Genomic DNA, 23,934 nt, shown 5'->3' with positions numbered 1-23,934 from the left:
GCCCTTCTGCCCCCGGCTCCGATGAGAAAAACGCGATGAAACTCTTCAGCGGCAATTCCAATCGCATGCTGGCCGAGTCGATCGGCCGCTATCTGGAACTGCCGCTGGGCAAGGCGATGGTTCGGCGCTTCGCCGATCAGGAGATCTTCGTCGAAATCCAGGAGAATGTGCGCGGCGAGGACGTCTTCATCGTCCAGTCGACCTCCTATCCCGCCAACGATCACCTGATGGAACTGCTCATCATGATCGACGCGATGCGGCGCGCATCCGCCCGGCGTATCACTGCGGTGATCCCTTACTTCGGCTACGCCCGACAGGACCGCAAAGCCGGCGGGCGCACGCCGATCTCGGCGAAGCTGGTCGCCAATCTCATCACCGAGGCCGGCGCCAATCGCGTCATGACGCTGGATCTTCATGCCGGACAGATCCAGGGCTTCTTCGACATCCCGACCGACAATCTGTTTGCCGTGCCGCTGATCTCGCGCGACATCAAGGAGCATCAGGACCTGTCGAACCTGATGATCGTTTCCCCCGACGTCGGCGGCGTGGTCCGCGCCCGCGCCCTTGCCAAGCGGCTCGACGCGCCCCTGTCCATCGTCGACAAGCGCCGCGACCGGCCGGGCGAGTCGGAGGTCATGAACATCATCGGTGACGTCGACGGCCGCAACTGCATCCTGATCGACGACATCATCGATTCCGGCGGCACGCTCTGCAATGCGGCCGACGCGCTGATGGAGCAAGGCGCCAGCAGCGTCACCGCTTATATCACGCATGGCGTATTGTCCGGCGGCGCCGTGGCACGTATCGGCGCCTCGAGCCTCAAGGAGTTGGTCATCACCGACTCGATCCAGCCGACCAAGGCGATCACCGCGGCAGAGAACATCCGGGTCGTCACGACCGCGAACCTTCTCGGCGAAGCCATCCAGCGCACCGCCACCGAAGAGTCGGTGTCCAGCCTGTTCGACTGATTACCAGAGCCTGGATCCTGTAGATATTCGAATTTTACCCCACGGCAAACCGTCGATCTGGGTTTGTAGTCTTGCACTGATGCAAGTTATTGCATTCGTAGACTTGCCAGCGCATGCTGCAATGCATGAACACTGGACCGACCGATAAAGATGCCGAAGCGGCAGCAAACGCCTGGAGCGGCGGGAGCGGCATCGTCGGCAGAGCCGGCTACGTGATGCGGCCACACGGCGACGGCTCGAGCGAGATTCGCCCGGACGGTGCCGCTACAGTCGACGGACACGACGGTATGGACGGTCATGCCACCGTGGATGGCGACGGTGCCGACACTAGCTCGGGCCGCGGCGACGGCGATCAAGCCTTGATCAACTGGCAGCGCTTTCCCGAAGAATCGCTTGCCGAGGCGAGGGATCGGACGGCGCGAGCGGCCGAGTTCCTTCGCTCCCAGTACGGCGATCAGGCGGCTGCAGAGGCGGCCGCCGGGCTGCTCCACGCGAAGAAGAGCAGTGACGATACCGGGATAGCCATCTTCAGCAGCTTGTTGAGCTACCTGAACGGCAGCCAGAGGATCGTTCTCTGATGAGGCCGAGCGTGGCGCGATAGCAATGACATTGACGCCGCGCGAGACGGAATGCCTGGCCCTGGTCTCGCAAGGTCTGACGAGTGACGAGATAGCGGGTCGGCTCAATCTCTCCCGCTACACGGTCGACAATCATATCGCAGCTGCCGTCGACAAACTGCAGGCGATGAACCGCACTCATGCGGTGGCGAAGTCGATCGTCCTTGGCCTGATCTGACGAGCGGTATCGGCCTCGCCGAGGCCAAGCTCCTTATAGGCTGCGTGCGACGGCATCGCCTTTTCGTCGTCGCCGCAGCGTGCATTCGATCGCCTGCGAATGCTCCGGCCCGCTCCGGTGCATGTGTCATGGAGCGCCTGCCCTCGATCCGTGAATGAGGTCTCGGCTGACGCTGGGTCATCAAGCTGCATCCGCAACTTGCCCCTGCCATTCCCCTCGGCTATACGGTCGACGTCCGCGCAGACACCCTTGGAGGCAGCGCGGAGGACAGCGGTTCCATGTGGACCGCTTTTCGTCGTTTCCGGATCCATGATCCGGTTGCGGCCACCTCAACCCAGTCAAAGGACATTGCCATGAGCGAGACCTACACGGTCAAGGCCGAGGCGCGCGAGCAGGTCGGCAAGGGGGCCGCCAGACATCTTCGCCGCAACGGAATGATTCCCGCCGTGATCTACGGCGACAAGAAAGATCCCCAGCCGATCGCGATCCCCTACAAGGAAACGTTCCTGAAGCTGCATGCCGGCGGCTTCCTGACGACGATCGCAACGATCGAACTCAACGGCGAGCAGATCAAGGTCCTGCCCAAGGATTACCAGCTCGATCCGGTCCGTGACTTCCTGGTCCACGTCGACTTCCTCCGTGTCTCCGAGAGCACGGAAGTCACGGTGCAGGTGCCGGTCCACTTCGAGAACGAGGATGCAGCGCCCGGCCTGACGCGCGGCGGCACGCTGAACATCGTGCGCCATGAGGTCGAGGTCCACTGCCCGGCCGGCAGCATTCCGGAAGCCTTCACAGTCGACCTGACTGGCCTCCAGATCGGCGACTCCGTCCACATTTCGGCCGTCAAGCTGCCGAAGGGCGTGCGTCCGACGATCGCTGATCGCGACTTCACCATCGCCACCATCGCCTCCACGGCTGCCGGACAGTCCGAGGCCGACGAGGATGGCGAAGGCGCCGAGGCTTAAAGACGCGCAGCTCCCTGGCGGCCTAACGCCAGGGATCTTCTGACATGAGGGAGCCGGGACGATGTTGCTGATCGCAGGATTGGGCAATCCCGGCCCCAGCTATGCCGGCAACCGGCATAATATCGGCTTCATGGCGCTTGATCGCATCGCGAAGGACGCCTCCTTTTCCGCCTGGACGAAGAAGTTCAGCGGCGAGATCGCCGAGGGCCAGATCGCCGGCGAGAAGGTGCTTCTCCTGAAGCCCCTCACCTTCATGAACCTGTCGGGCCAGTCAGTGGGCGAAGCTGCCCGCTTCTACAAACTGGAGCCTGGACAGGTCGTCGTCATTCATGACGAGCTCGACCTTGCACCGGGCAAGGTGCGGGTGAAGACCGGCGGCGGCCATGGAGGCCACAATGGTCTGAAATCGATCGATGCTCATATCGGCAAGGATTATCGCCGCGTGCGTCTTGGCATCGGCCATCCCGGCTCGAAGGAGCGGGTGAACCCGCATGTCCTCTCCGACTTTGCCAAGGCGGATCGCGATTGGGTGGACGGGCTGCTCGACGCCGTCAGCCGCAACATCGACGCCATCGCCAAGGGCGATGATGCGCTGTTCATGACACGCGTTGCGCTCGCCACCGGCTCGACCGAGCCCGCTGGCGCCAAGGGCTCCGGCAGTGCGCCGGCACGCGCTGGCAGTGCTGCGTCAGACGCAAAGCCGCCGAAGGGCCAAAGCCACATCCGTCAGGCTCGCGCGCCGAAGACGGCGCCGGCAGCGCCCGCCAAAGGGCCGCTGGCGGACATTCTGAAGACGATGTTCGGTCGCAAGGACTGACGCCCATCGAGGCGCGAGGCTCGGCCGAAGACAGCAACAGGACGATTTTCCATGGGTTTCAGATGCGGCATCGTCGGGCTGCCGAATGTCGGCAAGTCGACGCTCTTCAACGCGCTTACCAAGACGGCGGCGGCGCAGGCGGCGAACTACCCGTTCTGCACCATTGAGCCGAACACGGGCGACGTCGCCGTGCCGGATCCGCGCTTGCAGGTCATCGCCAAGATTGGCAAGTCCGCCCAGATCGTTCCGACACGCATCACCTTCGTCGACATCGCTGGCTTGGTGCGCGGGGCGTCGAAGGGCGAAGGCCTCGGCAATCAGTTCCTCGCCAACATCCGCGAGGTGGACGCCGTCGTCCACGTGCTGCGCTGCTTCGAGGATGACGACATCACCCATGTCGAGGGCAAGATCGACCCCGTCGCCGACGCCGATACGGTCGAGACTGAGCTGATGCTCTCCGACCTTGAGAGCCTCGAGCGACGTGTCGTGGCGACGCGCAAGCGTGCCAGTGCCAAGGACAAGGAGTCGCTCGCCGTGCTGCCGGTGATGGAGGCGGCGCTTGCCAAGCTGACCGACGGCCAGCCGGTGCGCACGCTCCTTCCCACGCTGGCGCCCGACGAGCTCGCCATCCTGCGCGGCCTCAACCTGCTGACGTCGAAGCCCGTCCTCTATGTCTGCAACGTTGCGGAGGCAGATGCCGCCACCGGCAATGCGCATTCCCGCGCGGTGGAGGAGATGGCGGCGCGCCAGGGCGCCGGCAGCGTGATCATCTCCGCCGCCATCGAAGCCGAGATCGCCCAGCTGCCCGAGAACGAGGTCGGCGACTATCTGGAGGCGATGGGCCTCACCGAGCCCGGCCTCGACCGGCTGATTCGCGCCGGCTACGACCTCCTCAGCCTCATCACCTACTTTACCGTCGGCCCGAAGGAGACCCGGGCCTGGACGATCGACCGCGGCTGGAAGGCGCCGCGCGCCGCCGGCGTGATCCACACCGACTTCGAGCGCGGCTTCATCCGTGCCCAGACGATCGCCTACAATGACTTCGTGACGCTCGGCGGCGAAGTGGCGGCCAAAGAGGCCGGCAAGGCGCGCGACGAGGGCAAGGAATATGTCGTCCAGGACGGCGACATCATGATGTTCAAGTTCAACACCTGATTGCCCCACCCCAGCGAGGGTTGTCTCGTCTCGCGCTCGGTCGATGGCATGCCGGTCGAAGACTGAGGAGGCATGGCGATGCGGACATTCGAGGATTTCACCGTCGAGACGGTGCTGCCGCTCGCGCCATACGATGTGACGCGCGAGGCGATCGTCGCCTTTGCCGCCGAGTTCGACCCGCAGCCCTTTCATGTCGATGATGAGGCTGCAGCGGCGACGATGCTCGGTGGTCTTGCCGCCTCCGGCTGGCATAGCTGCGCCATGATGATGCGGATGATGTTCGACGGTTTCCTGCGGGACTCCACCTCGCAAGGGTCGCCGGGCGTCGACTTCGTCCGCTGGCTGAAGCCGGTGCGACCCGACGATCGCCTTACAGGCACGGCGACGGTGTTGTCGGCGCGGCGCTCGGCGTCGCGGCCGGCGCTCGGCATCGCCAAGCTGCGCGCCGAGGTCGCAAACCAGCGCGGCGAGACCGTTATGGATAGCGAATACACGCTGCTCCTGCTGACGCGCGATGGCATCGGGCAACCGTCCAGCGGCGTTGTGGCCGACGCGACGGGAGGCGCGGTATGAGCTTCTTCGACGCCATCGTCGTGGGCGAAACCGCCGGCCTTGGAACGCATCTCTTCGAAGCCGCCGAGATCAAGCGCTTTGCCGCGCTGTACGACCCGCAGGCGTTCCACCTCGATGAGGAGGCCGCCAAGGTCTCGCTGCTCGGCGGCCTCTGCGCCTCGGGCTGGCATACGGCGGCGATCTACATGCGCCTCAATGTCGATCATCGCGACCGGATCGCGGCCGCGTGGATCGCCGGCGGTAACGCTGCACCGAACTTCGGCCCCTCGCCCGGCATCCGCAACATCCGCTGGCCGAAGCCGGTAATGGCGGACGACAGCGTAACGTATCATCGAACGGTAACGGGCAAGCGCCTTTCCGCCAGCCGTCCGGGCTGGGGCATTGTCGAGACGCATGTCGAGGCGGTGAACCAGCGGGGCGAGCCAGTGTTCAGTTGCGACGGCGCGGCCTTCTGCTCGACGGACTGACGTAACTTCGCCACGTCACCGCGGCACACACCTTACTCCCCCGTCGGCACCCATGGCTCCAGCGCCTCGATCTTGGCCTGCCGCTTCTTCTCAGCCGGCAGACGGAAGTCGTTGCCGTAGGGCGCCGATTCGAACGAGCCGTAGGTCGGGTTGGGCAGCATGAACCAGTCGGTGCCGAAATGCGCCTTCACCCCGTCGAAGGCGGAGAGGCGCTCCGCCGGCGTGCCGGAGGCGGCATCGGAGAAGTCGTTGAAGTTGTCGCCGACAAGCGCGACGACACGGTAGTCCTTCGCCACGAAGTCGCGCCGCGTCTTCTTGGCCGAGCGCCAGCCCTTCTCGCGCGACATCAGGAAAGTGTCGACATTGCCGCCCATGGGAAAGCCGAGGGCCTGCATGTTGGCGCGCGTCGCCTCTTCTTGGTTCGCATTGCGATTGGTGACGTAGAAGATCTTCACGCCCTTGGAATCGGCATAGGTGAGATAGTCCAAGGCGCCCGGCACGGCCTTGGCCGCCTTGGCATCGACCCACTGACCCCACGTTTTGGAGCTGTAGTCGTGGTTGCTGGTGACGAGGCCGGATTCATAGGCAGCGTTGTCGAGCACCGTCTCGTCGAGATCGAGGATAATGGCCGGCGGCAGCTCAGCTGCGCCGTTCTGGTCGAGGGCGCTGGCGGCCTTGTCTGCGATCGCCGCGTCCAGCTTGGATCGCGCCAGCGCATAGATGCCGATGGCAGTGGCCTTGTATTCAACGGACGACTGCATCCAGAGCGCGGCGTTGAGGAGGTCGTTCGGCGAAGCCCGCGCAGCTGCGTCCGGCACCGCAGCCGCCGCCGCTGGCGCCACTTCTGCCGCCGGCTCCTGTGCCAAGACGCAGGTTGCGGGTGTGACGGCAGCCATGATGGCAAAGACGACGATCTTCGGCTGCATGGCCTTCGCTCCGGCTGAGGTACCGGCCCACTGCAGCCTATCCGGGAACTTCAGGCAAGCCCATCGCGACCGATTGCTCAGCGGCGGATGAGTTTCGATGCCAAAGGCGCCCGCGCCTGCCAGCTGCGCCGTTCCAGGTCCGGCACGTCGTCGGCAGCGGCGGGATAGCCGACGCAGAGATAGGCGATCAGCCGCCACTCCGCAGGAACGTCGAGAACGGCGCTGACAACATCGGGTTCGATGATGGAGACCCATCCGACGCCGATCCCGTGTGCGCGGGCGGCCAGCCAGAAGGTGGTGAGCGCCGCAACGGTGGAATAGGCGAGCGTCTCCGGCATGGTTCGGGTGCCCAGACCATGCCCCTGCTCGCAATCTTCGTCGCAGAAGACGGCGAGATGCACCGGCGCCTGGTCGAGCCCGGCGAGCTTGAGAGAAGCATAGAGTCCTGCCCGCTCCGTCGCCTGCGCCCGCAGGGCCGATGCATTCGAACGCTCGAAGCTGTCGCGGATCCGCACCCGCCGCTCTGGGTCGTTCACCGTGACGAGGCGCCAGGGCTGGCTGTTGCCCACGGAGGGCGCCAGATCGAAGGAGGACAAGGCCGCCGCCAAAGCCGCCGGATCGACAGGCCGTGGATCGAAGGACCTCACGTCCCGCCGCCATGCCAGAAGCTGCGTCAGTGTCCTGCGGAAGGCTTCATCGAAGATCGGCTCGGCGTCCGGCTGGTCGCTGCGTGCCGTCATGACGATGGTCTCGCTCAGTGCCCGGGAAATTCCACCAGAGTTCGCACCTCGACGCCGAGCGCCTCGAGCCTGCGGCGGCCGCCGAGATCCGGCAGGTCGATGACGAAGCAGGCGGCGACGATGTCGGCGCCGAGTTCGCGCAGCAGCTTCACTGCGCCTTCTGCCGTCCCGCCGGTGGCGATGAGATCGTCAGTCAGGAGCACGCGCTCGCCCGGCTTCACCGCATCACGGTGCATCTCCATCTCATCGAGGCCGTATTCGAGCGAATAGGCGATGCGGATCGTCTCGTGCGGCAGCTTGCCCTTCTTGCGGATGGGAACGAAGCCAGCCTGCAGCTGGTGCGCCAGAGCGCCGCCGAGGATAAAGCCCCGCGCCTCGATACCCGCAACCTTGTCGACACCGCTCGTCTTGAAGGGGTCGACCAGACGGTCAACCGCACTGCGGAAGACAGCGGCATCGGCGAGCAGCGTGGTGATGTCGCGAAAGAGAATGCCGGGTTTCGGATAGTCCGGAATCGTGCGGATCGCTGCGGCGAAGTCTTCGGCTGTCTCGCTCATGATCCTGTCTCCCTCTTCCAGCCCGCAGACATGAAAAGGGGGGCCGCAGCCCCCCGCTTCCGAGTTTTCGATCCGTGACGCCGCCTCAGTGGGCGATGCCGTCCCAGACGCGTCGCTTCACGATGTAGAGCATACCGGCGAATACAGCGAGGAACAGGATGACGATCAAGCCGGTCTGCTTACGCTCCACGAGATGCGGCTCGGCGGCCCACATCAGGAAGGCCGAGACGTCGCGGGCATACTGGTCGACCGTCTGCTGCGTGCCGTCATCATAGGTGACCTGATCGGCCGAGAGCGGCGGCGGCATCGCCAGCGCCGGACCTGAGATGAAGTACGGGTTGTAGTAGGTGCCCGGCTGGATCACCACGTCGGCGGCCGGCTCCTGGCCGTAGCCGGTGAGAAGCCCGTGGACATAGTCCGGCCCGCTCTCGGCATACTGGGTGAAGATATCGAAGATGAAGGTGGGGAAGCCGCGCTCCACCGCGCGCCCCTTGGCAATCAGCGACAGGTCCGGCGGAGCCGCGCCATTGTTGGCGGCAGCGGCCGCCTCGGGGTTCGGATACGGCGCCGGGAAGTGATCCGACGGGATCGCCTTGCGCTCGAACATCTCGCCGTCGCCGTTCGGTCCGTCTTGCACGGTGTACTCGGCGGCGAACGCCTTCACCTGCTCCTCGCTGTAGCCGAGCGCGCCGAGGCTGCGCATCGCCACGAGGTTCATCGAGTGGCAGGCCGAGCAGACCTCCTTGTAGACCTTCAGGCCGCGCTGCAGCTGGGCGACGTCCCAGTGGCCGAACATGCCCGCGAAGGACCAGTCGAGGCTGGCGGGATGCTTCAGCGGATAGTGCACCGTGTGGTGCTCCTCCGCTTCGCCGCCGTGGCCACCGGCCGCGTCGGGCGCTACGGCCTCGCCTGCAGGTGCGGCAGGAGCCGCAGCCCCGGCCTCAGGCTGGGTCGGCGCCGGGGTGACCGCGTCCTGCTGGGCATTCGCCAGCGGCATTGTCGAGAGAAGGCCGGCTGCGAGGACGGCTGAGAGTAGCGTTTTCATGGATGTTCCCCTCAGTCCGCGCTCAGCCCTTGACCTGCGGCGCCGTCACGGCTCCGGTCGGAGCCGCACCATGGCCGGTGCCGGTTCCCAGTCCGCGGTCCGGCCCGAGCACCGCCTCGGCGATGGAGTTCGGCAGCTTGCGCGGCGTCTCGATGAGACCGACCACCGGCAGAACGATCAGCCAATGCGCGAAGTAGTAGATCGTGCCGATCAGCGACAGCGTCGGATAGATGCCCTCTGCCGGACGCGAGCCGAGCCAGCCCAGGAGAATGCAGTCCGCCACGAGGATCCAGTAGAAGATCTTGTAGATCGGCCGGAAGGCGGTGGAGCGCACCCGCGAGGTGTCGAGCCAGGGCAGGAAGAAGAGGACGATGATCGAGCCGAACATGACGAGCACGCCGCCGAGCTTGGAATCAATGGGTCCGATGTTGAAGGTGATGGCGCGCAGCATCGCGTAGAAGGGCAGGAAGTACCACTCGGGCACGATGTGAGCCGGCGTCTTCAGCGCGTTGGCCGGGGTGTAGTTATCCGGATGGCCGAGGAAGTTCGGGATGTAGAAGACGAACCAGGCGAAGACGAACAGGAACACCACCATCGCGAAGCCGTCCTTGACGGTGGCCTGCGGGGTGAACGGCACGGTGTCACGCGGCGACTTCACCTCGACACCGGTAGGGTTGGTCTGACCGACGACATGCAGCGCCCATACGTGCAGGATCACGACGCCGGCGATCATGAACGGCAGCAGATAGTGCAACGAGAAGAAGCGGTTCAGCGTGGCGTTGTCGACGGCAAAGCCGCCGAGCAGCAGCTGCTGGATCGGGTCGCCGATGATCGGGAAGGCGGTGAAGAAGCCGGTGATCACGGTGGCGCCCCAGAAGCTCATCTGGCCCCAGGGGAGCACATAGCCCATGAAGGCGGTCGCCATCATCAGGAGGAAGATGATCACGCCCAGGATGTACAGCACTTCGCGAGGCGCCTTGTAGGAGCCGTAGTAGAAGTTGCGGAACATGTGCAGGTAGACGGCGATGAAGAAGAAGGACGCGCCGTTGGCATGCATGTAACGCAGCAGCCAGCCCCAGTTCACGTCGCGCATGATCGCTTCGACGGACTGGAAGGCCAGGCCCGTCGCCGCCGCATAGTGCATGGCGAGCACGACGCCAGTCAGGATCTGGACCGCCAGGAACAGCGCCAGGATGCCGCCGAAGGTATAGGCGTAGTTCAGGTTGCGCGGGACGGGGTAGGCAACGAAGGAGTCGTAGACGAGGCGCGGCAGCGGCAGACGCGCGTCGATCCACCGCGTGAAGCCGTTGGAAGGAACGTAGGAGGAATGACCAGCCATGACTTTATCGTTTCTCCCGGATCAGCCGATGCGCACGGTCGTGTCGGAAATGAACTCGAAGGCGGGAATCGCCATATTCTCGGGCGCCGGGCCGCTGCGGATGCGGCCGGACGTGTCGTAGGTCGAGCCATGGCAGGGGCAGAACCAGCCATTGTAGTCGCCGGACTGGCCGAGCGGGATGCAGCCGAGATGCGTGCAGACGCCGACCATCACCAGCCAGGCTTCCTTACCCTTGGCCGAGCGGTTCTCGTCGGTCGCCGGCGCGTCGGCGCCGAGATTGGCATTACGCGCGACCGGATCCTTCAGCTCGTCGAGCGAAACGGTCTTGGCCGCCTCGATCTCTTCCGGCGTCCGCTGGCGGATGAAGATCGGCTTGCCGCGCCACTTGGCGGTAATCGACTGACCAACGGCAACCTGGCTGACGTCGACCTCGATCTCGGCGAGCGCGAGGGTCGCCGCATCCGGGTTCATCTGGTCGATGAACGGCCATGCGACGGACGCGGCGCCAACGGCCGCGACGGCGCCGGTCGCGATGTACAAGAAGTCCCGGCGGGTCGGTTCGAGGGTTTCGTTCGCGCTCACGGGAACACTCTCCTTGCACTTCTGCCGTGCTTGCCGGCCACGCTCTTTCGCGAAATCCGCATCGACCGGCAAGTGGCCGGCAGACGCGAAAATGCGGCGCGACTGCGACCATGGTCGATCGTTCGCGACTTCTTAGGTGGAGGGTCGTCCCTTGTCCAGACTGGAACAAGTCTAAGAGCGCCGGAATACGCAGCCTTTGCGCAAGCTTCGCGCGTCGCTGCGACGGCGGGGCGCAGGAGGGTGGAACTTCCTCTCATCCGTGCGGCCGAATGACCTGCTTCAAGAGGGGCAGGATTGCTGCGGCGGCAGGCGAGAGTTCCGGCTCGCCAACGTTCTGATTGTCTCTCGCAGCACCCGGCAAGCCGGTAGGCGTCGCCGCAATTAGTGCCGGCCCAGGATTGTCCGCAGAGCCGTCATGCTGGTGATGCGCTGCGTTTTGGCTGGATGTTGCCTCGCAGTCGTGACGGACGAGCAGGCGCCCCTACTCGGCCGCTTCCGCTGCGGCCGAATCGAGGAAGCCGCCGGACTGCCGGTTCCACAAAGCGGCATAGAGGCCGCCTTTCGCGATGAGGTCGGCGTGGCGCCCCTCCTCCACGATGCGCCCCTTGTCGATGACCACAAGGCGGTCCATCGCTGCGATGGTGGAGAGGCGATGCGCGATGGCGATCACCGTCTTGCCCTCCATCATCGTGGTCAGGTTCTCCTGGATCGCCGCCTCGACTTCCGAGTCCAGCGCCGAGGTCGCTTCATCGAGGATCAGGATCGGCGCGTCCTTCAGGAGCACCCGGGCGATGGCAATGCGCTGGCGCTGCCCGCCGGAGAGCTTGATGCCGCGCTCGCCGACATAGGCATCGTAGCCGGAGCGCCCTTTTGGATCGCGCAAGGTCGGGATGAAGTCGTCGGCGCTCGCCTGCTCGGCGGCCGACAGGATGTCGCCCTCATCGGCACCAACTCGGCCATAGGCGATGTTGTCGCGGATCGAGCGGTGTAGAAGCGAGGTGTCCTGCGTGACGACGCCGATCGCAGCGCGTAGCGAGCTCTGCGTCACACCGGCAATGTCCTGCCCGTCGATCAGGATGCGCCCGCCCTCCAGCTCGTAGAGGCGCAGAAGCAGGTTGACGAGCGTCGTCTTGCCGGCGCCTGAGCGACCCACGAGCCCGACCTTTTCGCCCGGCTGGATCGTCAGGCTGAACTCGTCGATGACGCCGCCGCCCTTGCCATAGTGGAAGGTCACGCGGTCGAAGGTGACGGCACCCTGGCCGGCTACGAGCGGGGCGGCATCGGGCCTGTCCACCAGCGTCGGCTGCGCCGAAACCGTGGTGACGGCATCCTGGATGGTGCCGTAGTTGCGCACCAGCGCGTTGATGTTGAACATCATCCAGCCTGACATCTGGTTCAGCCGCAGCACCAGGCCGAGCGCTGTCGCAACACCGCCGGTGGAGATGCTGCCGGCGCGCCAGCCGATGACGGCGACGGCACCGACGCCGACCATCATGAGCCCGTTGAGCAGCGCGACGGCCGTGCGCACGCTCGTCAGCGAACGGGTCATGCGTCGGCTGGCCTCCACGAAACGCTCGAAGCCGTCTCGCACGAAGGCGTCGTTGCTGCGCGTGGCATCGAAGAGCTTGACCGACAGGATGTTGGTGAAGCTGTCGACGACACGGCCGGTCCAGACCGAGTTGGCATTGGCGCGCTCGCGGCCGCGCTCGCGGATCTCGGGCAGCAGGTTCTGCACGATCCACCAGTAGCCGAGCGACCATACGCCCAGCACCACGCCCATCCAGACATCGAGGGCGCCGAGAATGGTGATGCTGAGAAGAATGAAGGTGACGAAGGACCAGAAGGTCTGCAGCGTGGTGGTGATGAAGTCGCCCGTCGCCTGGCCGACTTGTTGCACCTTCTGGGCGAGCCGCCCGGCGAAATCGTTCTGGAAGAAGGTGTAGGACTGGTCCATGAGCCGGCGGTAGCTCTGCCAGCGGATAAGATTGTAGAAGCTCGGCGAGATCACCTGCTCCTCGAGGATCGAGGCGGCGGCCAGCACCAGCGTGCGCGCCACCAGTGTCAGCACGACGAGACCGAGAAGGAGCCAGCCGTGCTCGGCAAAGAGCGTGGCCGGCGAGCCCTTCTCCAGCGCGTCGATCAGCCAGCCGACGCCCGTATAGATCGCCGCCTCTACTCCGCCGGTGAGGCCGCCAGTGACGAGGAGGCCGGCGAGCGGCCACTTGGCCGCCTTGGCGAAGTGCCAGATGAAGCGGTTGGTCTCCGACGGCAGCGCCTTCAGATGGCCGGTGCGGTTGGCACGCGCCTCCTCTGGCGTCTCGCCATCGTCTCCGAATGGATCGATGACGCCTTCGAAGCGCTGCAGAAAGCGGTCCATCATTCCGCGGCCGCCCGGCTGTCCGAAGCGGTCTCGGCGGCGCCGGCGGGAAGGTCGGCCTGATCCTCGTCCTCGGGGAGAAAGCCGCCGGCCTGCCGGTGCCAGAGCTGGGCGTAGATGCCGCCCGAGGCGATCAGCTCGGCATGGGTGCCCTCCTCGACGATGCGGCCACGGTCGAGCACCACCAGCCGGTCGAGCGCCGCGATGGTGGACAGCCGATGGGCGACCGCGATCACCGTCTTGCCCTCCATCAGGCGATAGAGATTCTCCTGGATCGCGGCTTCGACCTCCGAGTCCAGGGCCGACGTCGCCTCGTCGAGGAGGAGGATCGGCGCGTCCTTCAGCATGACGCGGGCGATCGCGATGCGCTGGCGCTGGCCGCCGGAGAGCTTGACGCCGCGCTCCCCCACCTCGGCATCGAGGCCCACATGACCCTCGCTGTCGGCGAGATCGGCAATGAAGCCCGCGGCCTCGGCCCGCTCGATAGCCTTTTGCACCTCCGCTTCGCTGGCATCCGGACGCCCGTAGAGAATGTTCTCGCGGATCGAGCGGTGCAGCAGTGAGGTGTCCTGCGTCACCATGCCGATCTGCCGGCGCAGCGAAGCCTGCGTGACGTCGCGGATGTCGGCGCCGTCGATGCGGATGGCGCCGCCTTCGACCTCGTAGAAGCGCAGCAGGAGGTTGAGAAGCGTCGACTTGCCGGCGCCGGATCGCCCGACGATGCCGATCTTCTCGCCGGGACGGACGGTCAGCGAGAAATCCTTGATGACGTTGCCGGCCTTGCCATAGGCGAAGCTGACGCGGTCGAACTCGATCCGTCCCTCGGGCACGGCCAGCGCGACGGCATCCGGACGATCGGTGATCGCGCGGCTCTGCGAGAAGGTCACCATGCCGTCTTGCATGGTGCCGATATTCTCGAAGAGCTGCGCCACCTCCCACATGATCCATTGGGACATGCCGTTCAGCCGCAGCACCAGACCGACGGCGATGGCGATGGCGCCGACGCTGACGAGCTCGTCCAGCCACAGGGCGATGCCGGTGGCGGCGATGGCGAAGAGCAGCAGCGAATTCAGTGCGTAGAGGCAGAGGTAGAGACCGCTGACGAGCCGCATCTGGCCGTATACGGTGCCGATGAACTCGCGCATCGAACGCTTGGCGTGGGTCGCCTCGCGCGTCGTGTGCGAGAACAGCTTCACCGTGCCGATGTTGGAATACGCATCGACGACGCGGCCTGTCATCAGCGCTCTCGCATCGGCCTGAGCGATCGAGATGTTGCGCAGACGCGGGATGAAGTAGCCGAGCATCACGGCATAGAGCATCACCCAGACGACGAAAGGCAGCGCCAGTTGCCAGTCGGCCGCGGCCACGAGCACGACGATGCCGGTGAGGTAAACCGCGACGTAGAGCATGACGTCGATCGTCTTGACCACGCTCTCGCGCACGGCGAGTGCCGTCTGCATCATCTTGGTGGCGATGCGGCCGGCAAACTCGTCATGGAAGAAGGCGAGCGACTGGTCGAGCAGCCAGTTGTGCACTGTCCAGCGGAAGCGCATCGGGAAGTTCGCCGCGAGCGCCTGGAACGAGACCAGCGACTGCAGGAACACGACGCCTGGCAGTGCCACGAGGATGACGAAGGCCATCAGCGCAAGCGTTGGCCATTCCTGCTGCAGGAAGGTCTCGCGCGACTGCGCCGACAGCCAGTCAACGAGGCTGCCGAGGAAGCCGAACAGCGACACCTCGATGATCGAGATCGCCGCCGTGGTGATGGCGAGCATCAGCAGCATCGGCCAGACCGGCTTGGCGTGATGCCAGACGAAAGCGGACAGGGTTGTAGGAGGGCTCGCCTTGCGCTGCCCTTCCGGGAACGGGTCGACGAGCCGCTCGAAGAAGGAAAAGATCGACACGTAATCGCTTCCAATCGGCGGCAGGCGGCCGTGCCGGGGAGGCACTCGCGCCATGCAATAGGTCTCCGATATAGGCAGCTGTAGGCGCCGCGTCATGGGGACAAGCAGCAATGACCGCCACCGATCACGAGGCTGCCGCCGAGGCAGGCGACCTGTCCATCGCGCTGTTCCAGCCCGACATCGCCGGCAATACCGGCACGATCCTCAGACTCGGCGCCTGCCTCGGCCTTCCCGTCGAAGTGATCGAGCCGGCGGGCTTCGACCTCTCCGACCGCGCCCTGAAGCGGGCCGGCATGGATTACCTTGAGCAGGCGGCGCTCCGCCGTCACGTCGACTATACCGCCTTTGATAAGGCGCGACGCGCCGCCGGGCGGCGGCTGGTGCTCCTCACCACCAAGGGCGCGTGCCCCTACACGGACTTCATCTTCGAGGACCGCGACGTGCTGCTGTTCGGTCGGGAAAGCGCCGGCGTGCCGGATGCGGTGCATGACGATGCCGATGCACGGCTGCTGATCCCGATGCAGCCCGGCAGCCGCTCGCTAAACCTGGCCGTCTCCGTCGGCATGACCGCCGGCGAAGCGCTGCGGCAGCTGCGGTGGTCACGCACCAAGACTGCGCGGACTTGACGGCCAAGCGACTCGCGATGATCGGGAATCGACTAGTTCCGGCGTCAGCCTATGGGGACTACGATCCGGACAGGCAGCAGGAGTAGAACCCAGGCGGCAGTTCCGTTGCATTTTCGTCACAGTGCTCGATCACGGCGCCGTGATTGGCTAATGATTAGCCGCGCATTGATCTAGCGCAAACAGTCAGCGTCCCCTCCTCCCCATGGTCCGCCTGCGGCTGAGACGCCGGTGGACGTTGAAGGAGATGACGATGAAGACGACAGCGTTGGGCTGGGCCGCAGCGGCCGGCCTCTTGCTGACTGCGGGCCAGGCGATCGCCGCCGACCTGGCGGTTGCGAACGACGTGCCGGAAGCCACGGTGGTAGAGACGGCAAAGAGCCCGTGGCAGGTACGCCTGCGCGCGCTCGGCGTCATCACCGACGATGAAGGCTATGTCGACGGCATCGATGATTCCGGATTGACCTACTCCGACACCGTCATCCCCGAGCTCGACATCAGCTACTACTTCACCGACAATATCGCGGCGGAGCTGATCCTTGGCACGACCTATGCCAATGTCTGGACGGACGACTCGATCGCCGGCCTCGGCAAAGTCGGCAAGACCTGGGTGCTGCCGCCCACGCTGACCCTGCAGTACCACTTCACCGACTTCGGCGCCTTCAAGCCCTATGTCGGCGCCGGCGTGAACTACACGATCTTCTACAACCAGCACGACTCCGGCGCGTTCTCTGACATGGACATCGAGAACGAATGGGGCGCGGCCCTCCAGGTCGGCTTCGACTACATGATCGACGATCACTGGGGCTTCAACGCCGACGTGAAGAAGGTCTTCCTGGCGCCAGATTGGACCGCCAATCTCGGCGGCACAGAACTCTCCGGCAAGGCCAAGCTGAATCCCTGGCTGATCGGTACCGGTATCACCTACCGGTTCTGATCCGCGGCGGACCTGAGCGACATGCAGAAGGCCCTGCTTCCCGACGGAAGCAGGGCCTTTGTCTTTGCGGCACCCCAGCAATGTCACCAAGCAGAACTGCCCAGACGCCGCCATCGTCTCTCGACGTTCGACCTCGCCAGGTCAGCGCATCAGATCTGCGCGAGACCGCCGTCCACGAAGACCTCGCTGCCCGTCATGAAGCTGCTGTCATCGGAGGCGAGGAACGCTGCGACCGCGCCGTTTTCCGACGGCTCGCCGAGGCGACCGATCGGCGTCGTACCGCCGAGCGACTCCATCACCTCGCTGCCCACGACGTCCATCGCCAGCTCCGTGCGGGTGGGTCCAGGAGACAGAACATTGACGCGAATGCCCGTGCCGCGCAGATCCTGTGCCCAGCTGCGTGCGAAGTTTCGGACCGCGGCCTTGGTAGCGCTGTAGACGCTGAAGCTCGGCGTGCCCATCGATCCCGCGGTCGATCCCGTCAGGATGATCGAGCCGCCCTTCGTCATCAGCGGCAGGCCCTTCTGAACTGTGAAGAGCACACCTTTGACATTGACGCCGAAGGTGCGGTCGAACTGCTCAGGCGTGATCTCGCCGAGAGGTGCAAGATCACCGGTGCCCGCATTGGCAAATAGGACATCGAGCGTGCCGCGCTCCGCCTTCACCGTCTCGAACAGCCGATCGAGATCGGCAAGGTCGGTCACCGAGCCCTGCACGACGCGGGCGTTCGGTCCGAGTTGCTCCAGCGCGGCGTCGAGCGCATCCTGCCGCCGTCCGAAGATGTAAACGAATGCGCCTTCCTCGATGAAGCGCTGGGCGGCACCAAGGCCGATGCCGCTTCCGCCGCCCGTGATCACTGCCGTCTTGCCGTCCAGCCTGTTCATGTCACGCCTCCTTGTTAAGGTGGCCTATAGCTGGCTGGCTACACACCTATAGACAAGTATGCACCTTTTGGTAAGTACCCGATCATGTCCTCGACCCTTGCACCACCGCCCGGATTCAGCTGCGGACTCGACGCAACGCTGCGCGTCATTGCCGGCAAGTGGAAGCCGCTGATCCTGTACTTCCTGCTGCAAGGCCCGAACCGCTATGGCGAGCTGAAGCGGGCGGTTCGTGGCGTCAGCGACAAGATGCTTATCCAGCAGTTGAAGGAGCTGGAAGCCGACGGCATCGTCATGCGCACCGACTATCACGAGGTGCCGCCGCGGGTAGACTATGCGCTGACGCCGCTGGGGCGCTCGCTTGCCGAGGCGCTCACGCCACTCTGCAACTGGGGCACGGAGCATGTCGCCGAGGTCACGCACGTCCTGCAGCAGCGGGAAGACTGGGCAGACGCCAAGGCGTGACAATCACGGGCGATGATCGGTACGGCTTTGAGGTGGCTTGCCAAGCGCGGCCGGCGCGGTGCCGATCAGGGCTGCCTCATCCGGCGAACCGCAACGCCCCTCGATTGACCCGCCGGAGCAAGGAGCCGCCGCATTGACCCCTCGCCCGTTAGCCGACCAGTACCGCGCCTATATCGACTGCCTCAATCGGCAGGATTGGCCGAACCTCGGTTTGCATGTCGACGACGATGTTGAGCATAATGGCAGACCGCTCGGCCTGGCTGGCTATCGCGCCATGCTGGTCAAGGACTTTGCGGACATTCCGGACCTGCACTTCCGGATAGACACACTGGTCTGTGAGCCGCCGCACGTCGCGGCACGACTCGTGTTCGACTGCCATCCAAGGGCCGCGTTTCTCGGGCTGCCGGTCAACGGCCGCAGGATCTCCTTTGCGGAGAACGTCTTCTACCAATTCGGGGGATCGAAGATCGTCTCAGTCCGGTCGGTGATCGACAAGGCTGCCGTCGAACGCCAGATCGCGGCGTAACGAAGGTCAGCGATCTTTTCCTTTGGACGCGCGCCCGCACCGTTGCTGACGGCACGCCTGCAGAGGCCTTGCGCGAGAGCGCTTCGATCAGCCGATACCAGCCGTCCCTCATGCCGGCAAAGGCTGGGGCCGAGTAGCCCTCCGGCAACGTTCAGCCCGCCAGGCTTGCGGCGTCCACGACCCGTCCTTCACTAATGCCCCCTGCTCGATGACCGCGACGGTCAGAGGCAGCGGGTCAATGGCGAGCGGTCAGCCGCTGAGGACGGTCGCGCCGCTTCGACCCGCATCGCAGCCCGTCCCGCTGATCCGCGCGGGCCGGTCGCCTGCACACATCCTGCACGAAAATCCTAAAAGCCTGCGCAGGTCGCGCAAAGGCGATGCTGGCGGCCCTGCGAGAACGGGGCATGCGAACGATCCGACGTCGCCCTGTCCCGCCGCCGGGCTCCCCGATCCCCGATCGCCTCCGCCGCGACGGCTGGTGGCTGGTCGACCCGCTCCGGCCGGCTGCGAGCCCGCCGCCGATCGTCCGCGAGCCGAGCCACTCCGTTCGACCAGCCGAGGACAATCCGCAATGACACCCGCCCGTTTCGCCGCCCCGCGGCTCCGCGACTACGCCGTGGCCGCACTGCTTCTGACCACCGCGGCGGACTTCCTTCTGTTCCGCTCCTTCGAGCGACCGGGCGGCCTCACCCTCACGCAACCGATCGGGCTACCGGTGCCGCTTCTTCTGCTGACGGTCGGGTTGGGCGTCGTCCTCTGCAATCGCCGGTCGCTGGGTGTCTCGGCTATACCGACGGCGATACTTCTGACCGGCGCGGCGCTTGCCTTGGCAGAGACGGTGGGCAGGCTTCAGGTCGTTGTCGGGCTGACCTGTCTGGCGGCTTTCGCGCTCGCGGCTGCCGGGCGGCTGCCTCATGGACCTGCCGCAGCAAGGGCGGTGCTGCGCTTCCTGGTCACGAGTCCAGCTGCGTTCTGTCTGGACGAGGTCCGCCGTCGCCGCGCGGCAAAAAGCCTGCGCGACGCCCGGCGCATGTCGGCTGGCCGGCTTGTCCGATGGACGGTCTGGATCATGCCGCTCATCCTGGCAGGAGGCTTCATCATCCTGCTCGGCGCCGGCAATCCGATCGTCGAGCACTGGCTGTGGCTGATCGACCTCTCTGCCCTTATCGACCTCCTGGAGCCGGCGCGGCTGATCTTCTGGATACTGGCCTTCGTGCTGATCTGGCCGTTCCTGCGTCCGCGGCTGCGCCATCTCAGTGGTCGAGCCATACGGCCATCCGAGCCCGCAGCCCGCGCCTCGGACGAACCGCCCGCCCTGCCCTCCGGCTTTTCCAGCACGCTTTTCGGCGCCGACTCGATCCTGCGCGCCCTTGTCCTTTTCAATGCGGTCTTCGCGGTGCAGACCGTCCTCGACAGTCTCTATCTCTGGGGCGGAAAGGCGCTGCCAGACGGCATCACCTATGCCGAATATGCCCATCGTGGCGCCTACACTTTGGTCGCCACCGCCCTCTGCGCCGCCGCCTTCGTGCTCCTCGCCATGCGACCCGGCTCGGCAGCCGCATCGGATCGCTGGATCCGGGCGCTGGTCTACCTCTGGACGGCGCAGACGGTCGTCCTTGTCCTGTCCGCGATGCGGCGCCTCGACCTCTATGTCGATGTCTATGCCCTGACGCACTGGCGGGTGGCGGCCTTCCTGTGGATGGCGCTCGTGATGGTGGGGCTGGTTCTGATCGTGGCCAGGATCGCGCTCGCCCGATCGAACGACTGGCTCGTCATGACCAACCTGACCGTGGCGGCCGGAATGATCTATGGCTGCGCCTTCGCCGACTTCGACGCGCTGATCGCCCGCTTCAACGTCGAGCACAGCCGTGAGATGACCGGCACGGGCGCATTCCTCGACATCGACCATCTGTCCGCGCTCGGACCATCCGCCCTGCCAGCGCTGGATACGCTGCTCGAGGCTATGAGATCGCGCCCGATCCCTCAGGGCGGCTGGGAAGCTCGCAAGATGATCGATGTCCAGTCTGCGCGAGATATCCTCCTCTCTCGTCACAGAGCCCGAGCGCTACGCTGGCGATCCTGGACCTTTCGCAGCGAGCGCCTCTCTCGATATCTAGAGCTCAGCAGGCTCGGCGGCCGACGCTGGACGCCCTTCCCATGGTGACGGAGCACGCAGACGATGGCACCGCGCATCCTCGTCGTCGATGACGACCCGCACATCCGCGACGTGATCTGCTTCGCTCTGGAAAAGGCGGGCATGCAGACGGAGACCGCACCGGACGGCGCCTCCGCCCTGCGGCAGGTCCAGCGCCGCCGGCCCGACCTCGTGGTGCTCGACATCGGCATGCCCGAGCTCGACGGGCTCGACGTCTGCCGGGAGCTGCGCAAGACCTCCACTGTGCCGATTCTCTTCCTGTCGGCGCGCGACGAGGAGATCGATCGCATCCTCGGTCTCGAGATCGGCGGCGACGACTATGTCACCAAGCCGTTCAGCCCGCGTGAGCTGGTGGCGCGGGTGAAGGTCATCCTGCGGCGTCTGCAGCCGGGGACGGCGGAGCCCGAGCCGGTGGCTCCCGCAATCAGCCACGGGCGCCTGACGCTCGATCCGGCCCAGCACACGACGACCTTCGATGGCCGCGGCGTCGAGCTGACATCGACGGAGTTTGCGATCCTGCGGCGCTTCCTGATGCGGCCATCGCATGTGGTGACGCGCCAGCAGATCATGGAGGCCAGCCACGCCGACGGCGTCCACGTCTCCGATCGGACCATCGACAGCCACATTCGCAACATCCGCTTCAAGTTCGGAGCGGCCGGCGGCAGCAACGTCGTCGAGACGGTGCATGGCGTCGGCTTCAGGCTCGGCCGATGCGACGCGTGACGGAGAAGTGGCGCCCGCCCGTCGGCCTCGTTGTCTCGGCCATTCTCCTGACGGTGCTGAGCCTGCCGCTGGCGAGCCTCTTCCTGTTCCGCTTCTACGAGAACCAGCTGGTGCGGCAGACGGAGGCGGAGCTGATCGCGCAAGGCGCCGCCCTTGCCGCCGTTTATGCCCGGGATCTGTCAGGACTGGCTCAGCGCCCACCCCTCGGCCCCGTTATTCGTCAGGAGGACGCCGATCCCCGCTTCGGGCGGTATCGGCCGATCGAGCCAACGCTCGACTTGGCGGTCGATCCGATCCTGCCGCCGCGGCCCGACGCGCAGCCGACAAATGCTCCCTCGCCCTTCGCGGCAGCTGGCGCAGGCATGGCCGGCATCCTGGCGGAGACGCAGAAAGCGACGCTGACCGGCTTCCGCCTGCTCGACCCGGCCGGGATCGTCATCGCCGGCGGCAGCGAAGTCGGCGCATCGCTGGCGGCGGTCGAGGAGGTGCAGAGCGCTTTGTCCGGCCGCTATCGTAGCATCCTGCGGCGGCGCATATCCGATGAGCCGGATCCGCCGCTCTACTCGATCAGCCGGGGAACCGGCATCCGCGTCTTCGTCGCCATGCCGATCATCGTCGAGGGCCGGATCGCCGGCGCGCTCTACCTGTCACGTACGCCAAACAACATCCTGAAGCATCTCTATGGCGAGCGCGGCAAGATGGCGCTCGCCATGCTGAGCATCGTTGGCGCGACGCTCCTCATCGCCTTTGTCTTCATCCGGACCATTACCGGACCGATGCATGAGCTGCGTCGTCGCACCGCGCGCATTGCGGCCGGCGATGCCGGCGCCCTGCAACCGCTTGCCCGTAACGGCACGCGCGAGATGGCCCAGCTGTCGCAAGCCTTCCTCGACATGGCCGAGGAACTCGCCCGCCGCTCGGATGCGATCCGTGTCTTCGCGACGCATCTGTCGCACGAGCTGAAATCCCCGCTGACGGCAATCCAGGGTGCGGCGGAGCTGCTGCGCGACGAGGGCGACGGAATGGATGCCGGGACGCGCCAGCGCTTCCTGGCCAACATCGTCGCGGATGCGCAAAGGCTCGGCCGTCTCCTGCAGCGGCTGATGGAACTGACGCGGGCCGAGAATGCCAACCGCACCAACGAGACGACGTCGCTGTCGCAGGTGCTGGCCTCTCTCACCTTCGATGATGGGCTGAGGATGATCTTGGCCGAGGGCGGAGACATCGCTCTGCCGATGTCCGGCGAGGCTCTGTCGATCGTGCTCGCCAACCTCATCGACAACGCCGCCAAGCATGGGGCGAGGCATGTCGCGATGGCTGCGCGACGGGGCGAGGATCGTCTGTCGGTGGAGATCCGCGACGACGGCCCGGGCATCTCCGAGGCCAATCGCGACCGCATCTTCGAGCCGTTCTTCACGACGCGGCGCGAGACAGGCGGGACCGGCCTCGGCCTTGGCATCGTCGCCGCGCTCTTGAAGGCGCATGGCGGAACCATTCGCCTGGACCGGACGACGTCCGGTGCCGGTTTCACGGTCGAGCTGCCGCCGGCTCCTCCTGCAGAAACCGGGGCAGCGGGCGTGACGTAGCGGCGCGCCGCCCCAACCATCGCCGCGGGCGGCCTCAGTCCTGCGCCGTTGGCCGGACGACGATGCTGCCGATCTCCACCTCCGGCGGCTGCTCGATGGCGAAAGCCACCGCTCTCGCGATCGCCTCAGGCGGCATTGCCATGGTGTCCATGCGCGCCTGTATGGACGATCTGACGGTCTCGTCCGTCATCGAAGCCGCGAAATCGGTCGCCACAAAGCCCGGCGAGATTTCGGTGACCCGCAGATTAGGACCCGATTCCTGCCGCAGCGCCTCGGTGATCGTGCGCGCGGCATTCTTGGTGGCGGCATAGACGCCCATCGTCGGCACGATCTTCAGGCCGGCCGTCGAGACGATGTTGACGATGTGGCCGCTCTTCTGCCGCCCGAAAATCGGCAGTGCGGCAGCAATGCCATGAAGCACGCCCCGAATGTTGACGTCGATCATCGCATCCCAGTCCTCGACCTTGAGCGCGTCAAAGCGCGAGATCGGGCCGATGCCGGCATTGTTGACGAGGACGTCCAAGCGGCCGAAGCGCTCGCAGGCCAGCTGGACCAGCGCCTCGACTTCGTCGCGGCGGGTCACGTCGGTCCGGCGGAATGCCGCCTGCCCGCCGGCTGCCTCGATCTCGGCTGCCACGCCGGCGATCTGCTCCTCCCGCCGTGCGCCGAGGACGACCTTGGCGCCGGATGCGGCAAGATGGAGTGCCGTGGCACGTCCGATGCCGCTGCCGGCTCCCGTGATGACGACGACCTTGTCGGCGATACCCATGGCGATCTCCTTCGCTTGATGAGTGCCGACGCTAGGCGGCGGTGACGAGCAGCCCTAGA

At 65.6% G+C, this 23,934-nt stretch carries 25 protein-coding genes; 15 read left to right on the top strand and 10 right to left on the bottom strand.

Translation table 11 applies throughout. The features are described 5' to 3' along the window. Positions 1-35: 35 nt before the first annotated feature. The 8 genes from C0R46_RS06830 (at position 36) to C0R46_RS06795 (ending at position 5,740) form a co-directional block, all read left to right on the top strand. The gene (locus C0R46_RS06830; protein WP_102958856.1) at positions 36-968 is read left to right on the top strand and encodes a ribose-phosphate pyrophosphokinase; all 933 of its coding nucleotides are present in this window, start codon (positions 36-38) and stop codon (positions 966-968) included. A gap of 125 nt (positions 969-1,093) precedes the next feature. After that, positions 1,094-1,546 (top strand): hypothetical protein, encoded by a 453-nt coding sequence (locus tag C0R46_RS06825; protein WP_198598263.1) that lies wholly within the window; start codon positions 1,094-1,096, stop codon positions 1,544-1,546. Between the two features lie 25 nt (positions 1,547-1,571). Continuing rightward, positions 1,572-1,763: a helix-turn-helix domain-containing protein gene (locus tag C0R46_RS06820; RefSeq protein WP_102958854.1), complete on the top strand. Its 192-nt coding sequence runs from the start codon at positions 1,572-1,574 to the stop codon at positions 1,761-1,763. 353 nt (positions 1,764-2,116) lie between these two features. Next, a complete protein-coding gene (locus tag C0R46_RS06815) occupies positions 2,117-2,728 on the top strand; it encodes a 50S ribosomal protein L25/general stress protein Ctc (protein ID WP_102958853.1) in 612 nt (203 codons plus the stop codon). A 61-nt stretch (positions 2,729-2,789) separates the two neighbouring features. Beyond that, positions 2,790-3,545, top strand: a complete 756-nt coding sequence (pth, locus tag C0R46_RS06810) for an aminoacyl-tRNA hydrolase (protein ID WP_102958852.1) — start codon at positions 2,790-2,792, stop codon at positions 3,543-3,545. A 51-nt stretch (positions 3,546-3,596) separates the two neighbouring features. Then, positions 3,597-4,700 carry a redox-regulated ATPase YchF gene (gene ychF / locus C0R46_RS06805; protein ID WP_102958851.1) on the top strand — a complete coding sequence of 368 codons (1,104 nt, stop codon included), beginning with the start codon at positions 3,597-3,599 and terminating at the stop codon, positions 4,698-4,700. 78 nt (positions 4,701-4,778) lie between these two features. Beyond that, positions 4,779-5,273 (top strand): MaoC family dehydratase, encoded by a 495-nt coding sequence (locus C0R46_RS06800; protein ID WP_102959240.1) that lies wholly within the window; start codon positions 4,779-4,781, stop codon positions 5,271-5,273. Continuing rightward, the gene (locus tag C0R46_RS06795) at positions 5,270-5,740 is read left to right on the top strand and encodes a MaoC family dehydratase (RefSeq protein WP_102958850.1); all 471 of its coding nucleotides are present in this window, start codon (positions 5,270-5,272) and stop codon (positions 5,738-5,740) included. The genes C0R46_RS06800 and C0R46_RS06795 overlap by 4 nt, the downstream gene beginning before the upstream one ends. A 32-nt stretch (positions 5,741-5,772) precedes the next feature. Here C0R46_RS06795 and C0R46_RS06790 read toward each other — a convergent pair whose 3' ends face one another. From C0R46_RS06790 to C0R46_RS06755, 8 genes are all read right to left on the bottom strand, one after another. Continuing rightward, positions 5,773-6,666: a 5'-nucleotidase, lipoprotein e(P4) family gene (locus C0R46_RS06790; protein ID WP_198598262.1), complete on the bottom strand. Its 894-nt coding sequence runs from the start codon at positions 6,664-6,666 to the stop codon at positions 5,773-5,775. Between the two features lie 77 nt (positions 6,667-6,743). Then, positions 6,744-7,406, bottom strand: a complete 663-nt coding sequence (gene bluB, locus C0R46_RS06785; protein ID WP_102958849.1) for a 5,6-dimethylbenzimidazole synthase — start codon at positions 7,404-7,406, stop codon at positions 6,744-6,746. 14 nt (positions 7,407-7,420) lie between these two features. Further along, positions 7,421-7,963, bottom strand: a complete 543-nt coding sequence (locus C0R46_RS06780; RefSeq protein WP_102958848.1) for an adenine phosphoribosyltransferase — start codon at positions 7,961-7,963, stop codon at positions 7,421-7,423. 85 nt (positions 7,964-8,048) lie between these two features. After that, on the bottom strand, positions 8,049-9,008 hold the full coding sequence (locus C0R46_RS06775) for a cytochrome c1 (protein WP_102958847.1): 960 nt from the start codon (positions 9,006-9,008) through the stop codon (positions 8,049-8,051). Positions 9,009-9,030: 22 nt separating this feature from the next. Then, entirely contained in the window at positions 9,031-10,347 is a 1,317-nt protein-coding gene (locus tag C0R46_RS06770) for a cytochrome b (protein WP_102958846.1), read from the bottom strand. Positions 10,348-10,368: 21 nt separating this feature from the next. Next, entirely contained in the window at positions 10,369-10,929 is a 561-nt protein-coding gene (gene petA / locus C0R46_RS06765; protein ID WP_102958845.1) for a ubiquinol-cytochrome c reductase iron-sulfur subunit, read from the bottom strand. Between the two features lie 481 nt (positions 10,930-11,410). After that, the gene (locus C0R46_RS06760; RefSeq protein WP_102958844.1) at positions 11,411-13,309 is read right to left on the bottom strand and encodes an ABC transporter ATP-binding protein; all 1,899 of its coding nucleotides are present in this window, start codon (positions 13,307-13,309) and stop codon (positions 11,411-11,413) included. Continuing rightward, on the bottom strand, positions 13,306-15,264 hold the full coding sequence (locus C0R46_RS06755; protein WP_157944570.1) for an ABC transporter ATP-binding protein: 1,959 nt from the start codon (positions 15,262-15,264) through the stop codon (positions 13,306-13,308). Before C0R46_RS06755 ends, C0R46_RS06760 begins: the two co-directional genes overlap by 4 nt. Positions 15,265-15,320: 56 nt before the next feature. On the opposite strand from C0R46_RS06755, the gene C0R46_RS06750 reads away from it, so the two are divergent. Then, positions 15,321-15,836 (top strand): tRNA (cytidine(34)-2'-O)-methyltransferase, encoded by a 516-nt coding sequence (locus C0R46_RS06750; protein ID WP_102958843.1) that lies wholly within the window; start codon positions 15,321-15,323, stop codon positions 15,834-15,836. 250 nt (positions 15,837-16,086) lie between these two features. Continuing rightward, positions 16,087-16,770, top strand: coding sequence for an OmpW/AlkL family protein (locus C0R46_RS06745; RefSeq protein ID WP_102958842.1), 684 nt, complete (start codon positions 16,087-16,089; stop codon positions 16,768-16,770). A gap of 149 nt (positions 16,771-16,919) precedes the next feature. Here the strand turns inward: C0R46_RS06745 and C0R46_RS06740 are convergent, their stop codons facing one another. Next, positions 16,920-17,654, bottom strand: a complete 735-nt coding sequence (locus C0R46_RS06740) for an SDR family NAD(P)-dependent oxidoreductase (protein ID WP_102958841.1) — start codon at positions 17,652-17,654, stop codon at positions 16,920-16,922. A gap of 84 nt (positions 17,655-17,738) precedes the next feature. Between C0R46_RS06740 and C0R46_RS06735 the strand changes: the two genes are divergently transcribed. From C0R46_RS06735 to C0R46_RS06715, 5 genes are all read left to right on the top strand, one after another. Next, complete coding sequence (locus C0R46_RS06735) at positions 17,739-18,116, top strand: winged helix-turn-helix transcriptional regulator (RefSeq protein ID WP_102958840.1); 378 nt, start codon at positions 17,739-17,741, stop codon at positions 18,114-18,116. A 133-nt stretch (positions 18,117-18,249) separates the two neighbouring features. Further along, the gene (locus C0R46_RS06730) at positions 18,250-18,642 is read left to right on the top strand and encodes an ester cyclase (protein ID WP_102958839.1); all 393 of its coding nucleotides are present in this window, start codon (positions 18,250-18,252) and stop codon (positions 18,640-18,642) included. Between the two features lie 571 nt (positions 18,643-19,213). Further along, positions 19,214-20,806, top strand: a complete 1,593-nt coding sequence (locus C0R46_RS06725) for a DUF4153 domain-containing protein (RefSeq protein ID WP_157944569.1) — start codon at positions 19,214-19,216, stop codon at positions 20,804-20,806. A gap of 15 nt (positions 20,807-20,821) precedes the next feature. Next, positions 20,822-21,520: a response regulator transcription factor gene (locus C0R46_RS06720; RefSeq protein WP_102958837.1), complete on the top strand. Its 699-nt coding sequence runs from the start codon at positions 20,822-20,824 to the stop codon at positions 21,518-21,520. Then, positions 21,508-23,106 (top strand): sensor histidine kinase, encoded by a 1,599-nt coding sequence (locus C0R46_RS06715; RefSeq protein WP_102958836.1) that lies wholly within the window; start codon positions 21,508-21,510, stop codon positions 23,104-23,106. Before C0R46_RS06720 ends, C0R46_RS06715 begins: the two co-directional genes overlap by 13 nt. 34 nt (positions 23,107-23,140) lie before the next feature. Here C0R46_RS06715 and C0R46_RS06710 read toward each other — a convergent pair whose 3' ends face one another. Then, complete coding sequence (locus C0R46_RS06710) at positions 23,141-23,875, bottom strand: SDR family oxidoreductase (protein ID WP_102958835.1); 735 nt, start codon at positions 23,873-23,875, stop codon at positions 23,141-23,143. Positions 23,876-23,934 lie beyond the last annotated feature (59 nt).

The organism is Mangrovicella endophytica, from assembly GCF_002893625.1.
Lineage (GTDB): Bacteria > Pseudomonadota > Alphaproteobacteria > Rhizobiales > Rhizobiaceae > Mangrovicella > Mangrovicella endophytica.
This window is presented reverse-complemented; position numbering and strand designations above follow the sequence as displayed.

What these genes read in the sequence shown, in the direction of transcription:
- C0R46_RS06830 (WP_102958856.1), top strand. Translation starts at nt 36, where the DNA reads ATGAAACTCTTCAGCGGCAATTCCAATCGCATGCTGGCCGAGTCGATC.
- C0R46_RS06825 (WP_198598263.1), top strand. Translation starts at nt 1,094, where the DNA reads ATGAACACTGGACCGACCGATAAAGATGCCGAAGCGGCAGCAAACGCC.
- C0R46_RS06820 (WP_102958854.1), top strand. Translation starts at nt 1,572, where the DNA reads ATGACATTGACGCCGCGCGAGACGGAATGCCTGGCCCTGGTCTCGCAA.
- C0R46_RS06815 (WP_102958853.1), top strand. Translation starts at nt 2,117, where the DNA reads ATGAGCGAGACCTACACGGTCAAGGCCGAGGCGCGCGAGCAGGTCGGC.
- pth (WP_102958852.1), top strand. Translation starts at nt 2,790, where the DNA reads ATGTTGCTGATCGCAGGATTGGGCAATCCCGGCCCCAGCTATGCCGGC.
- ychF (WP_102958851.1), top strand. Translation starts at nt 3,597, where the DNA reads ATGGGTTTCAGATGCGGCATCGTCGGGCTGCCGAATGTCGGCAAGTCG.
- C0R46_RS06800 (WP_102959240.1), top strand. Translation starts at nt 4,779, where the DNA reads ATGCGGACATTCGAGGATTTCACCGTCGAGACGGTGCTGCCGCTCGCG.
- C0R46_RS06795 (WP_102958850.1), top strand. Translation starts at nt 5,270, where the DNA reads ATGAGCTTCTTCGACGCCATCGTCGTGGGCGAAACCGCCGGCCTTGGA.
- C0R46_RS06790 (WP_198598262.1), bottom strand. Translation starts at nt 6,666, where the DNA reads ATGCAGCCGAAGATCGTCGTCTTTGCCATCATGGCTGCCGTCACACCC.
- bluB (WP_102958849.1), bottom strand. Translation starts at nt 7,406, where the DNA reads ATGACGGCACGCAGCGACCAGCCGGACGCCGAGCCGATCTTCGATGAA.
- C0R46_RS06780 (WP_102958848.1), bottom strand. Translation starts at nt 7,963, where the DNA reads ATGAGCGAGACAGCCGAAGACTTCGCCGCAGCGATCCGCACGATTCCG.
- C0R46_RS06775 (WP_102958847.1), bottom strand. Translation starts at nt 9,008, where the DNA reads ATGAAAACGCTACTCTCAGCCGTCCTCGCAGCCGGCCTTCTCTCGACA.
- C0R46_RS06770 (WP_102958846.1), bottom strand. Translation starts at nt 10,347, where the DNA reads ATGGCTGGTCATTCCTCCTACGTTCCTTCCAACGGCTTCACGCGGTGG.
- C0R46_RS06760 (WP_102958844.1), bottom strand. Translation starts at nt 13,309, where the DNA reads ATGATGGACCGCTTTCTGCAGCGCTTCGAAGGCGTCATCGATCCATTC.
- C0R46_RS06755 (WP_157944570.1), bottom strand. Translation starts at nt 15,264, where the DNA reads ATGGCGCGAGTGCCTCCCCGGCACGGCCGCCTGCCGCCGATTGGAAGC.
- C0R46_RS06750 (WP_102958843.1), top strand. Translation starts at nt 15,321, where the DNA reads ATGACCGCCACCGATCACGAGGCTGCCGCCGAGGCAGGCGACCTGTCC.
- C0R46_RS06745 (WP_102958842.1), top strand. Translation starts at nt 16,087, where the DNA reads ATGAAGACGACAGCGTTGGGCTGGGCCGCAGCGGCCGGCCTCTTGCTG.
- C0R46_RS06740 (WP_102958841.1), bottom strand. Translation starts at nt 17,654, where the DNA reads ATGAACAGGCTGGACGGCAAGACGGCAGTGATCACGGGCGGCGGAAGC.
- C0R46_RS06735 (WP_102958840.1), top strand. Translation starts at nt 17,739, where the DNA reads ATGTCCTCGACCCTTGCACCACCGCCCGGATTCAGCTGCGGACTCGAC.
- C0R46_RS06725 (WP_157944569.1), top strand. Translation starts at nt 19,214, where the DNA reads ATGACACCCGCCCGTTTCGCCGCCCCGCGGCTCCGCGACTACGCCGTG.
- C0R46_RS06720 (WP_102958837.1), top strand. Translation starts at nt 20,822, where the DNA reads ATGGCACCGCGCATCCTCGTCGTCGATGACGACCCGCACATCCGCGAC.
- C0R46_RS06715 (WP_102958836.1), top strand. Translation starts at nt 21,508, where the DNA reads ATGCGACGCGTGACGGAGAAGTGGCGCCCGCCCGTCGGCCTCGTTGTC.
- C0R46_RS06710 (WP_102958835.1), bottom strand. Translation starts at nt 23,875, where the DNA reads ATGGGTATCGCCGACAAGGTCGTCGTCATCACGGGAGCCGGCAGCGGC.